Raw genomic sequence first — 12903 nt, forward strand, 5'->3', positions numbered from 1 at the left:
CAAATATATCCAAATATCATCAATATATGGTAAATGAAAACCTATACACGACAATATATGTCGAATAATGTCGAATTTAGCAGTATAATATTTGTCAATTTAACCAACAATTTTTTCAACCATTATTGCTATACTAATGTAAGTTATGTAATATATTAAATAGTTATCTAGTACTAAACATGATTAGAGCTAAATGGAATCTTATTGTCAGTTGAAAATCTGACATTTTATTTATTTATAAGAGATTTTATGACAAATTATTGAAAGCTGGAGGAAGGCATGGAAGAAACAATAAGTTTGAAAGAGTTATTTGCTATATTGAGAAAACGTCTCGTTATGATCCTCGCAATTACGATTGGAGCAGCTCTTGTAAGCGCAATCGTAAGTTTCTACTTTATAACGCCGATTTACCAAACTTCAACGCAAATTCTTGTTAACCAGAAGAAGCAAGAAGGAGTTTTCCAACCTGGAGAAATACAAACAAGTCTTCAATTAACAAACACATATAAAGTAATTGTGAAAAGCCCAGTCATTTTAGATCAAGTGAAAGAAAAGTTAAAACTGAATATGTCAACTGGGGCATTAAATAGCAAAATTAGTGTAGCGAATGAAAAAGACTCACAAGTTATTGCTGTTACGGTACAAGATAAAGATGCAAAGTTAGCTCGTGATATTGCAAACACAACAGCGGAAGTATTCCAAAGTGAAATTGCAAAAATTATGAGTGTTGATAACGTAACAATCTTATCAAAAGCGGAAGTAGTGGATGGACAAGCTCCAATTAAGCCAAACAAAATGCTAAATGTAGCAATTGCATTCGTTGTTGGATTAATGGCTTCTGTCGGTCTTGCATTCTTACTAGAGTACTTGGATAATACAATGAAAAAAGAAGAAGATATTGAAAAGTTACTTGGTGTACCAGTTCTTGGAGTTGTTTCTCGTATGGAGGAAACAGGATCTGCAAGCGGTAGTTTATCAAGCACGAAGAGAGTAGGGGGGCATACAATTGGTTCTTAAGAAAAAAGCAATCCGTGGGCGTCGTCAGCTTATTGCTTATGAACAACCGAAATCATCTGTTTCAGAGCAATATCGTAACATTCGAACAAATATTGAATTTGCATCTGTTGATAAGAAGATTCGTTCTCTTATCGTAACATCTGCTAATTCAAGTGAAGGAAAAACAACAACAGCCGCTAACCTTGCAGTTGTCTTTGCACAGCAAGGTAAAAAAGTATTACTTATTGATGCGGACTTACGTAAACCAGCATTACATCAAATGCTGCAAATCGACAACATGTTTGGTTTAACAAGCGTATTAACGCGTAGTAAAACACTTGAAGCATGTGTGAAAAAGACGCAGATTGGAAGTTTAGACTTTTTACCATGTGGTCCAATCCCGCCAAACCCAGCGGAATTACTTGGAGCAAGCTCAATGAAAGATTTACTTTCAGAAGCGTACGGCACATATGATCTTGTTGTCTTTGATACATCACCAATCCTACCAGTTACAGATGCACAAATTATGGCGAATCAATGTGATGCTTCTGTACTTGTGATTCGAAGTGGAGCGACTGAGAAGGAAGCTGCATTGAAAGCAAAACAAGCATTAGACAGTGCACAAGGTAAACTTCTTGGCGTTGTGTTAAATGATAAAGAACAAAATGGATCAGAGTATTACTATTACGGGTCTAACTAAATAAGTAAGGAGGAAAGGTGGGGGCATCTTTTCTTCTTATTATGAGAAAAATCAGAATAGATGAAGAGGGGATGTATGAGAATGATTGATTTACATTGTCACATTTTGCCCGGGGTTGATGACGGAGCACAATCAATTGAGGATAGTATTGCAATGGCAAGAGAAGCATGTAAAGAAGGAATTCATACGATTGTTGCGACCCCCCATCATCAAAATGGGATGTATATCAATCTAGCAGAGAGCATTCTTCATCAGGTAAAGCAGTTAAATGATAAATTGAAAGAAGAAGAAATCAATTTAACCGTTTTACCTGGTCAAGAAATCAGGTTGTACGGAGAATTATTAGAAGACTATGAATCGGGACATATTATTACGCTGAATCGTACGGATAAATATATATTAATTGAATTTCCAGCAAATCATGTCCCGCGCTATGCCGAAAAAATGTTATACGAACTGCGTGTAAAAGGAATCACGCCCATTATTGTACATCCAGAGCGAAATATGGAAATTATCGAACGCCCCGAGGTGTTATATAAGCTCGTCAATCAAGGTGCATTAACGCAAATTACCGCTGGAAGCGTAACAGGAAAATTCGGAAAGAAAATAAAAAAATTTTCATTACAACTCATAGAACATCATTTAACACATGTCATATCATCAGATGCTCATAACACAACGACGCGCTCTTTTCACTTACAAGACGCGTATGAGGAAGTAGAGAAGACATTTGGGGGTGCTACACTTTACTACTTCAAAGAAAATACATATGAACTAATAAGTGGAAAAATGATTTACCGAGAAGAGCCAGAACGAATACGACGTAAAAAAATATTAGGTCTCTTTTAAGGAAAAACATTCGGTGATGCCTCCTAACCGATATCAATGGAGACACTCGGCTATGCTGTGGGTAGATTATTTCTACCTTAGACACGATTGTTGTCAGAAGCATGGTGTGAGGTCGGGTTAGATGCCCGTTTATTTTTATAAATTTTTTTAGAAGTTCTAGCTATGTCTTTTCAAGAAGCAAGAAGATGTAGCTAGAATTTTTATTATATACATTTAGGGGGCTATAAAAGTTGAAACAAGTAAGAAAAGCAATTATTCCAGCCGCTGGACTGGGGACAAGATTTTTACCAGCGACAAAAGCAATGCCGAAAGAAATGTTACCAATCGTTGATAAACCGACGATTCAGTACATTGTAGAAGAAGCAATTGCATCTGGAATTGAAGATATCATCATCGTAACGGGTAAAGGAAAGCGTGCAATTGAAGATCACTTCGATCACTCCTTTGAGTTAGAACAAAACTTACTTGAAAAAGGGAAGTACGAAATGCTTGAAAAAGTACAAGCATCTTCCAAAATCAACATTCACTACATCAGACAAAAAGAACCAAAAGGACTTGGACATGCAGTATGGTGTGCTCGTAAATTCATTGGGAATGAGCCGTTTGCGGTATTACTTGGTGATGATATTGTGCAAGCAGAAACGCCTTGCTTACGTCAATTAATGGATCAATATAACACAACAAAATCATCAGTAATTGGTGTGCAAACAGTACCAGAAAACGAAACACATCGCTACGGCATTATCGATCCACTTGAACAAAAAGGACGCAGCTACCAAGTGAGCACATTTGTGGAAAAACCAGCGCAAGGAACAGCTCCATCGAATTTAGCAATTATGGGACGATACGTATTAACACCAGAAATCTTTATGTTCTTAGAAAACCAACAAACAGGTGCAGGCGGGGAAATTCAGCTAACAGATGCGATCCAACGATTAAATGAAATTCAACGTGTATTTGCATATGACTTTGAAGGTAAGCGCTATGACGTTGGAGAGAAGTTAGGGTTTATTCAGACGACGATTGAAATAGCGCTTCAGCATGATGAGCTGAAAGATGAACTTGTGAAGTATATGGATGAATTTGTACAAAAAGAATCTTTAAACGTATAGAAATAGAGAACTCTTTATGTGACTGAAAAGTCGGCTACTTTTTATACAGAAATATAGGGTACGGTTTATAAAATTTTAGGTGCGGGAAGAACTCTTATTGTTAAATTATATAAAAGGAAGGAACATGTATCTTGAGTTATCAAAAAAGACTCGCATTTTTAGTATTACTAGATTCTTTTATTGTATTAACTTCTGTTTACTTAAGTTATTGGTTTATTCATCCAGATGCATTACATAATATTCCAATCACACTTATTATTAGTTCAATTACATTGCTTATTAGCCATCATATTTTTGCAGCATTTTATAAGTTGTATAAGAAAGCTTGGGAGTATGCAAGTATAGGAGAATTAGAAAATATTTTTAAAGCAGTTACATTTTCAATTATTATTACTGCAATTGTTCAAGAAATGATTAATCAGGATATTTATTTCCGTATTTTAGCGATAGCGTGGATGTTCCATATGTTACTAATTGGTGGTTCACGATTCGTATGGCGCGTTTTCCGCGATACATATATTTCAAAGAAAACAGATAAAGCGCGTACATTAATTGTTGGCGCTGGTTCAGCAGGAACGATGGTTGTACGCCAGTTGCAAAAAAATCACGGGGCACATTTAGAAGCGGTAGCATTTGTCGATGATGACCCAAAAAAACAAAAGCTAGAAATGTACAATGTTCCAGTTGTAGGAACAACAGAAGATATTCAACAAGTTGTTGATAAGTTTCAAATCGAACATATCATTATTGCCATTCCTTCATTAGGCCGCAAAGAAGTAAACGGGATTTTTGAAAAATGTACAAAAACGAATGCCAAAACACAAATTGTACCGATGTTAGAAGATATTCTTGATGGGAAAATTTCTGTGAATGAACTTCGTGATGTACAAGTAGAAGATTTATTGGGGCGAGAGCCTGTAAAGTTGGATGACACTGGTATCGGTGAAAAAATTACCGATAAAACAATCTTAGTAACAGGTGCTGGAGGGTCTATTGGTTCAGAAATCTGTCGTCAAGTAATGAAATACAAGCCAGCAAAAATAGTTCTCTTAGGACATGGTGAGAACAGTATTTATAATATTGAAATGGAAATGAGAGTTACTTATAAAGACACTGTTGAAATTACGACAGAAATTGCCGATATACAGGATAGGCATAAAATATTTGAAATAATGGAGAAACATCGTCCTTATATCGTGTACCATGCAGCAGCGCACAAACATGTACCTTTAATGGAGCGAAATCCTGAAGAAGCTGTTAAAAATAATATTTTTGGTACAAAAAATGTCGCGGAAGCAGCTGATACATTTAAAGTAAATACGTTTGTAATGGTCTCTACTGATAAAGCAGTAAACCCTCCAAATGTAATGGGAGCAACAAAACGATTTGCAGAAATGATTGTACAGCATATGGCAGCGAATAGTAATAGTACACGTTTTGTTGCTGTTAGATTTGGGAACGTCCTTGGAAGTAGGGGAAGTGTAATACCACTATTTAAGCAGCAAATTCAAAAAGGTGGGCCTGTAACAGTTACTCACCCTGATATGGTGCGTTATTTTATGACGATTCCAGAAGCTTCACGTTTAGTTATTCAAGCAGGTATCTTGGCTAAGGGCGGAGAATTATTTGTACTCGATATGGGGGATCCGGTAAAGATTGTTGATCTAGCAAAAAATCTTATTACCCTTTCGGGTTATTCTATTGAAGAAATCGGGATTGAGTTTACTGGATTAAGACCAGGAGAAAAAATGTACGAGGAGCTCTTAAATGAAGGAGAAATTCATCCTGAACAAATATTCCCTAAAATTCATATTGGAAAAGCTGTTTTAATGGATCGGAATATTCTACAAAAGTTTATGGATGATTTTGAGGGACTAAGCAAAGAAATTATAAGGGAAAGATTATTAGAAATTGCAAATAATAAAGTTGGCATTAAAAATTAATTCAGTGGAAGGAAGTCTTTGAAATGGGAGAAAGAATATTCCTTTCATCACCACATATGAGTGATGAGGGCTATGAAATGCAATATGTTAAGGAAGCATTTGATACAAACTGGATTGCGCCTCTTGGGGAAAATGTGAATGGTTTTGAAAAAGAATTAGCTACGAAGGTTGGTTCCAAAACTGCAGCGGCATTATCATCTGGAACAGCTGCAATTCATATGGCCCTTAGAGCAACAGGAGTAGGGGAAGGCGATATTGTTTTTTGTCCAACACTTACTTTCTCAGCTACGGCTAATCCGATAATTTATCAAAATGCTATTCCTGTTTTTATAGATAGTGATTATGAGACTTGGAATATGTGCCCTAAAGCATTGGAAGAAGCTTTTGAGAAATATCCAAATGTAAAGGCGGTAATAGTAGTACACCTTTATGGCCTTTCTGCAGATATGAATAGAATCGTTGAAATTTGTAAGAAACATAATGTTACTTTAATAGAAGATGCTGCTGAATCTTTAGGAACTTATTACAAAGGTAAGCATACTGGTACTTTTGGAGATTATGGCATTTTTTCTTTTAATGGAAATAAAATTATCACTACTTCTGGCGGTGGTATGTTAGTTTCGGATAATGAAGAGCGTGTTGAAAAGGTAAGATTCTGGGCTACTCAGAGTAGAGATCAAGCGAGACATTATCAACATAGCGAATTAGGTTTTAATTATCGTATGAGCAATGTTGTTGCAGGAATTGGTAGAGGGCAGCTTAAGGTATTAGATCAGAGAGTTGCAAAGAAGAATCATATTTTTGAATTCTATAAAAGGGAATTAGGTCCACTGGATGGTGTCAAGTTTATGCCAAGTAATGAGTGGAATGAACCTAATTATTGGTTAAGTAGTATGACGTTGAATGGGAGAATAAGGCCTCTTGATGTTATGGCAGCTCTTGAGAACGAGAATATTGAATCAAGACCAGTTTGGAAGCCAATGCATATGCAGCCATTTTTTGAGAAGTATAATTTTGTTGGTACGGATGTATCGGAAAAACTATTTGAGAATGGTATTTGTTTACCAAGTGATACAAAAATGACAGATGAAGATTTGGCTAGAGTAGTAGAAATTATTAAAGGATTGTGGTTGAAATAATGAAAAATTCTAAAGGTGGCATCTATAGAAGCTTTGTAAAAAGATTGATGGATTTTACATTATCTTTAATTGCTATTCTAATTCTCAGTCCAGTTCTTTTGGTGGTTGCTGTCCTTGTAAGATTTAAGTTGGGTAGCCCAGTGTTATTTAAACAAGAAAGACCAGGGTTAAATGAGAAAGTTTTTATGATGTATAAGTTTCGGACAATGACAGATGAAAGAAATGAGAATGGGGAATTACTTTCAGATAGTGTGCGACTTACGAGGTTCGGTAAATTTTTGAGATCTACTTCACTGGATGAGTTACCTGAGCTTTTTAACATTCTTAAAGGTGATATGTCAATTATTGGACCTAGACCTTTGCTAGTTCAGTATCTGCCACTATATAATGAGCATCAAAAGCGTCGTCATGAGGTTCGCCCTGGATTATCTGGTCTAGCTCAAGTTAGTGGTAGAAACACTATTAGTTGGGAAGAAAAATTCAATCGGGATGTAGAATATGTGGATAATGTGAGCTTCATTGGAGATTGGAAGATTATCCTTCTAACTATAAAAAAGGTTTTTGTTAGAGAAGGTATTAATTCAGATACCGCTGCAACTATGGAACCGTTTAGAGGAAATAAAAAAGGAAGCGTAGAGCTATGAAAAATAGACTTCTTATAATAGGTGCCAGTGGCCATGGAAAAGTCGTTGCTGATATTGCGTTAAAAATAAATAAATGGCAGAGCATTGCTTTTCTAGATGATAGTGAAAGTGTCAAATCATCAATGAGCATAGAAGTAATTGGTAAATCAGCTGATGCTTTTAACTATGTAGATGATTATGACTTTTTTGTAGGTATTGGTAATAATTCTATACGAGAAAGAATACAGAGTAAGCTTGAATCTGAGGGTGCAAGCTTACCTACTTTAATTCATCCGAGTGCTGTTATTGGAGAACAAGTTGAATTGGGAGAAGGTACTGTGGTCATGGCTGGGGCTGTGATTAACTGCTGTACTACAATTGGGAAAGGTTGCATCATTAATACGGGTTCTACAATAGATCATGATAATGTAATTGAAGATTATATCCATATATCACCAGGTGCACATTTAGCTGGAACAGTGAAAGTTGGCCATGGATCGTGGTTAGGTATTGGTAGCTTAGTAAGCAATAACATAAACATCACCAGAGGCTGCAAAGTTGGTGCGGGTGCTGTGGTGGTTAGGGATATAACAGAGGAAGGAACTTACGTTGGGGTTCCAGCAAAAAGTATAAAAAAATTATAGAATTAATGGATAATTTTCAAGTAAAGTGGGCTTAGTATATTAAATATTAGATTTATTTAAAAAGTTGAGAGGAGAAAAATAATGCCATTAACATTAATGTATATAACAAACAAACCAGATATAGCAAAAATAGCCGAGGCTGCAGGTGTTGATCGAATATGGGTTGATTTAGAGTACATGGGAAAGGAAGAACGTCAGGCTGGATTGAATACAGTTAAATCAAAGCATTCAATTGATGATGTTAGTCTAATAAAATCGGTTTTAAGTAGTTCAGAACTTCTGGTTCGCGTCAATCCAATTTTTGAAGGTTCAAAAATTGAGGTTGAAAATGTAGTTAGAAATGGTGCCGATGCAATTATGTTACCAATGTTTAAAACGAAACAAGAAGTAGAACAGTTTATTGAATATGTGGATGGTCGTGCTAAAGTTGTACTTTTACTTGAAACAAAAGAGGCTGCAGAGAATATAGAAGAAATATTGGAGGCTCAGGGCATTGATGAAGTCCACATTGGATTAAATGATTTACATTTAGCATATAAAAAGAAATTCATGTTTGAACTTCTTATTGATGGAACTGTAGAACGTTTATGTAAAATACTTCAAGATAAAAATTATGTCTATGGGTTCGGAGGCATAGCAAGAGTTGGATTTGGTTCGGTTCCGGCAGAGTATATCATTACAGAACATTATCGATTAGGTTCAAGTTTGGCAATATTATCAAGAAGTTTTTGCGACGCAAATATAGTCGAGGATCCTTATAAGGTATCTGAGATTTTTAAAGAGGGGATAAAAAATATCCGCCAAAAAGAAAAAGAAGCATCTCTCTATTCACAAGTACAATTTGAAACAAATTATCAAATTTTAGAACAAAAAATAAATTTGGTCACGACGGTTAGTAGGTGAGTTATGATGAAAGTTTGTTTTATTACAACGGTACCTATTACTCTTAAAACATTTGTCTTAGAAACGGCAAAATACCTTCATGATAACGAAGATGTAGATATTACATTTATATGTGACGAAGACGAGGCTTTTGCTCAAAGTTTACCAGAATATATTCATTATATACCAATCAAAATGAAAAGAGGTGTTAATGCCTCTGGTATATTAGCAATTTTAAAGATGTATTTATTATTCAGGAAGGAAAAGTTTGATTTAGTCCAATATGCTACACCTAATGCGTCACTATATGCAAGTATTTCAAGTTTCTTGGCTCATTCCCCAAGAAGATTATATTGTCAGTGGGGTATAAGGTATGTTGGTATGAGTGGTTTTTCCAGGAAAATTTTTAGATTAATAGAAAAGATAGTATGTATTTTGTCAACAGACATTCGTGCTGTAAGTAAAAAGAACCTTGAGTTTGCCTTAAATGAAAAATTATATATAAAGGAAAAGGTGAAAGTTATTGGTGAAGGTGGAACCATTGGGGTTGATTTAAGTCTATATGATTTATCAAAGAAAGAAGCATACCGAGATGAGATAAGAAAGCAGTACAAAATAAACGACGAGTTTGTTTTTGGCTTTGTAGGTAGATTATCTAGAGATAAGGGAGCAAATGAAATATTAACTGCTTTTAAAAATATAGTCAATATTTCAAGAGCAAAGCTATTTATTATAGGAGATATGGAAATAGATAAAAATGTTTCTTTAGATTTACTTACATGGGCTAAAAAAAGTGAAAATGTCATTTTTACTGGACGTAAAAGTCAAAAAGAGTTAGTTAAATTCTATGCTGCATTTGACTGTTATGTACATCCAACATATAGAGAAGGTTTTGGCATGGTTTTACAAGAAGCTGCAGCTATGGAATGCCCAATCATCACAACGAACATACCAGGTGCTTCAGAAGTAATGGAAAATGGGGAATCCTGCTTGTTAGCAGAAGCTAGAGACGAAAAATCACTTTATAAAATTATGGATCAGGTTATGACAGATAAATATTTATGTAATCAGCTAGGCTTAAATGCAAGGAAAAGAACTGAGAAATACTTTGATAGATCGATAATGCTTGATAATCAGTGTAAGGATTATAAATTTTTAATGAAAAAATAGGTTATATATTAGGGGAGATTTAAATTATGCTAGGATTATCAGAAGTTAAAATTGAACTATTACAGCTCTAATAGAAGTTGAAATTTGAGAGTTGGGATAAGGTTAAGATCGCGAAGATTTATACTAAATCTTCGCTGCCAAGCAAACAAATAATTTTAATTTCTAAAAAAAGAGTTAGTTAAGTTTTCAATATCAAAAAAATTAAGGAAGTACAGTTTAGTTTTGATGAATAACGTTGTGAAGTTTCAGACAGAAATATATTTAGAATCATTAAAAACAGCAGGTGAATAGTAATGATGGATGTAAGATTTAAAATTAAAGATTCAATTAAAAGCATTACTATTATAGCGATACTAGTATTATTTAATTTTGGTGTATCAATAATTTGGGAGATTCCCTTTTTAAATCTAGTAATTCCAATAAGTTTATTATTAATAGTGGTATTGTTTACATTAATAGAGTTTAGTAACAAAGAGTCAAAAATAATTTTTATTATGATTTTTTTGTTTAAATTCCTCATGTTAGTTTATCAAGCAAAGTATAAAAATCTACCTATGGGTGGAAACGACTGGGAAGGTTATAATAGACATGCTATAAATTTGTTAGTTGAATCAAAGGGATTTTATGATTTGTTAATATTACCAGATGTAAATTTGTTTAGTAGATTAATGTCAATTATTTATTATATTTTTGGTACACATCTTGCATTGATAAACTGTTTTATATTAATTATATCAATATTAACCATCAAGTATACACACAAAATTTCATATATACTTACTAAAAGTAAAAAAATTGCTGATATTTCAAGTCTTCTTGTATTCATCTGGCCAATAGAATTTATCTTTTCAATAACTGTCCTTAGAGAGATGCCAATTCAATGGTCTTTTGTAATGTCTTTATATTTTTTTCTATTATTTATTTTTAGGAAAAAATATAGTTTTTTTATTTTTTCTATAATATTTAGTCTAATTGCTTCTGCATTTCATTCTGGGATGATTGGATTAGTTATTATTTATTTGATTGTTAATTCGGTCTATGATGTAAAAAAAAGTAAGATGTCTATAAATCCAATTAAATTAGTAGGTACTATTTTCTTGATTTTATTTATATGGTTAACACCAATTTCAGATGTAATTACTCAGAAATTTTCTAGTATAGAAAGCACTGAGGACTTAATTGAAAGAGCTTCATACTCTGCAGGAAACACTGCTTATATTTCTGGTACGGCAGACAGTTTACCAGAATTAATTGTACAGATGCCGTATAGAGTAATAATGTTTGCCCTATCTCCATTGCCTTGGCAAATAAATGGAGCTCCTACTTTTATTGCTTGGCTTATTGATGGATTACCTAGAATTGTATTACTTATGGGAATTTGGGGTTGGGCAAGGAGATATAGACCTAAGAATAAATATGAACAGATAATTAAGTGGACATTGATTTCAATAATAATACTAACTTATATAATACATGCTGGGGGTACAGCTAACTATGGGACAGCAATGCGTCATAGGGCTAAGATATTACCATTGGAAGTATTACTTTTAGTGTGGGGTATGTTTTTAAAGAATAAAAGCAAGGAAATATAGACTTATTGACAATTCTCGGTTATTTAGGGGTATTAATATATACCTATTTTTTAGTGGAGTTACAATTGATTAATATAAGAGAATATCATTAGAGGTGATTATAACTGTAATGGCTAAATTTAGTGTTATTGTACCTATTTTTAATGCAGAAAGATATTTAAAACAGTGTTTAGATAGTATATTAAATCAAACATACAAGGATATAGAAGTAATATTAGTTAATGATGGTTCAACTGACAGTAGTTCTACGATATGTGAACTTTATAAGGAAAAAGATTCTCGAGTTAAAGTAGTCCATAAACAAAATAGTGGTGCCGGTCATACAAGAAATATAGGGATGGAACTTGCAACAGGGGACTTTATTACCTTTTGTGACAGTGACGATTATTGGGATAACTTAGATTATTTGGAAGTTATAAATGATACTTTAGTGGAAAATTCGAATATTGATATGGTTCTAATTGGATATAAAAAATACTTCGAGCAAGATGGAAAATTTGAGACTAATAATTTAAAAGATGAACCTTTAATTATTTCAGGATTATCCAAGAATGAAATGATTAATTATTTAATTAGTAACGATAGATTTAAAACAAGTGCAAATTGGAAAATAATCCGAAGGGATTTATTGGAAAATAATAGTGTTTATTTTCCGGTTGGAATTGTTGCTGAAGATATTGATTGGGGATTAAAAGTTTATGAATATGCTAATAATATTATTTACTTTACAAAGCCAGTATATGTTTATAGACAAAGAAGTGGCTCTGTTTCAAGTATAATAAGTAACAAACTCGTATTCGATTTATGGTCAATAATAAAAAAGTGGATAGATTATTCAAAGGAAATGAATGATATTTCATATAGAAAGTGCTTATTTACTTATCTATCTTACCAATATTCAATTGTATTAGGATTAACTGCAAGTTTATCCTCTCCAATAAGAACAGACCTTTTAAAGGATATGGAAAAATTTTGTTGGATATTAAATTATTCTATGAGTCGAAAAACAAAATTGGTAAGGATTATTTATAAAATCTTTGGATTTAAGATTATGGTTTTCTTTTTAATGTTATTCTTGAAAATTAAAAATAAAAAAAAGTCATAAGTATAAAATTTAAAGAAATTGCTATTAACAAAAAATTAATTTGTAGAAGGCTGTAACTACTCAGCCATACCCTTGATTTAGAAGTTTAGTAGAGAGGAATTGGCTATTTTGGATGTTTTTCCATTGAAAATACGTCTATTTATTACCT

12 protein-coding genes are annotated in these 12903 nt (G+C 33.4%); all 12 read left to right on the forward strand.

The window, feature by feature from the left end:
• Positions 1-279: 279 nt before the first annotated feature.
• A complete protein-coding gene (locus CN373_RS19200) occupies positions 280-1017 on the forward strand; it encodes a YveK family protein (RefSeq protein WP_098359931.1) in 738 nt (245 codons plus the stop codon).
• Entirely contained in the window at positions 1007-1696 is a 690-nt protein-coding gene (locus CN373_RS19205) for a CpsD/CapB family tyrosine-protein kinase (protein ID WP_098359932.1), read from the forward strand. The genes CN373_RS19200 and CN373_RS19205 overlap by 11 nt, the downstream gene beginning before the upstream one ends.
• Before the next feature lie 81 nt (positions 1697-1777).
• Complete coding sequence (locus tag CN373_RS19210) at positions 1778-2545, forward strand: tyrosine-protein phosphatase (RefSeq protein ID WP_098359933.1); 768 nt, start codon at positions 1778-1780, stop codon at positions 2543-2545.
• Between the two features lie 230 nt (positions 2546-2775).
• Positions 2776-3657, forward strand: coding sequence for a UTP--glucose-1-phosphate uridylyltransferase GalU (gene galU, locus CN373_RS19215; protein ID WP_098359934.1), 882 nt, complete (start codon positions 2776-2778; stop codon positions 3655-3657).
• Positions 3658-3788: 131 nt separating this feature from the next.
• On the forward strand, positions 3789-5600 hold the full coding sequence (locus tag CN373_RS19220; RefSeq protein WP_098359935.1) for a polysaccharide biosynthesis protein: 1812 nt from the start codon (positions 3789-3791) through the stop codon (positions 5598-5600).
• Between the two features lie 23 nt (positions 5601-5623).
• Positions 5624-6739 carry a DegT/DnrJ/EryC1/StrS family aminotransferase gene (locus tag CN373_RS19225; protein ID WP_098359936.1) on the forward strand — a complete coding sequence of 372 codons (1116 nt, stop codon included), beginning with the start codon at positions 5624-5626 and terminating at the stop codon, positions 6737-6739.
• Positions 6739-7383: a sugar transferase gene (locus CN373_RS19230; protein WP_098359937.1), complete on the forward strand. Its 645-nt coding sequence runs from the start codon at positions 6739-6741 to the stop codon at positions 7381-7383. The genes CN373_RS19225 and CN373_RS19230 overlap by 1 nt, the downstream gene beginning before the upstream one ends.
• On the forward strand, positions 7380-8006 hold the full coding sequence (locus CN373_RS19235; RefSeq protein ID WP_098359938.1) for an acetyltransferase: 627 nt from the start codon (positions 7380-7382) through the stop codon (positions 8004-8006). Before CN373_RS19230 ends, CN373_RS19235 begins: the two co-directional genes overlap by 4 nt.
• An 81-nt stretch (positions 8007-8087) precedes the next feature.
• Positions 8088-8909, forward strand: a complete 822-nt coding sequence (locus CN373_RS19240) for an aldolase/citrate lyase family protein (protein ID WP_098359939.1) — start codon at positions 8088-8090, stop codon at positions 8907-8909.
• A gap of 6 nt (positions 8910-8915) precedes the next feature.
• Entirely contained in the window at positions 8916-10058 is a 1143-nt protein-coding gene (locus CN373_RS19245; protein WP_205753380.1) for a glycosyltransferase, read from the forward strand.
• A gap of 293 nt (positions 10059-10351) precedes the next feature.
• Positions 10352-11650 (forward strand): hypothetical protein, encoded by a 1299-nt coding sequence (locus tag CN373_RS19250; protein WP_133116041.1) that lies wholly within the window; start codon positions 10352-10354, stop codon positions 11648-11650.
• A gap of 109 nt (positions 11651-11759) precedes the next feature.
• Entirely contained in the window at positions 11760-12755 is a 996-nt protein-coding gene (locus CN373_RS19255; RefSeq protein ID WP_098359942.1) for a glycosyltransferase family 2 protein, read from the forward strand.
• The last annotated feature ends 148 nt before the right edge of the window (positions 12756-12903 follow it).

It is taken from the genome of Bacillus cereus, from assembly GCF_002561295.1.
Lineage (GTDB): Bacteria > Bacillota > Bacilli > Bacillales > Bacillaceae_G > Bacillus_A > Bacillus_A cereus_S.